The sequence below is a fragment of the Hwanghaeella sp. LZ110 genome, assembly GCF_048892525.1.
GTDB lineage: Bacteria > Pseudomonadota > Alphaproteobacteria > UBA8366 > Aestuariispiraceae > Pacificispira.
This window is the reverse complement of the sequence record NZ_JBLZHT010000056.1, coordinates 1-358: the sequence shown is the minus strand read 5'-3', so window position 1 is coordinate 358 and position 358 is coordinate 1. Positions and strand designations below refer to the sequence as shown.

Here is a 358-nt window from a genome sequence, read left to right as displayed (position 1 = left end):
AAGATTATTATGAGGCCATGCGTGCCCTTAAAGGTGGAAACCCACCAGCTCCGGTTCCAGACCGTAAAATTCAATGGTGTACTGTTAGCCACGCAGAGCAACAGAAGTGTGACGGCTTACAGATTCCTCGTAAAGAGTGCAGGAGGGCATCATCTGTGGAAGAGTGCATACAGAAAGTCATGCGAAGGGAAGCAGATTTCTTTGCAGCTGATGGTGGCCAGGTATATATTGCTGGAAAGTGCGGTCTAGTTGCAGCCATGGTTGAGCAGTATAATCAACAAAGCTGTTCTGATAGTGGAGAGGCCTCAAGTTACTATGTTGTGGCGGTTGTGCGTAAGAACTCGGGTGTAACGTGGAG

1 protein-coding gene is annotated in these 358 nt (G+C 48.3%); it reads left to right on the top strand.

From position 1 onward, the window contains the following. Positions 1–155: 155 nt before the first annotated feature. Positions 156–358: hypothetical protein (locus ACOSDM_RS20190; RefSeq protein ID WP_420726330.1), on the top strand; the 203-nt coding region annotated here is incomplete at its 3' end.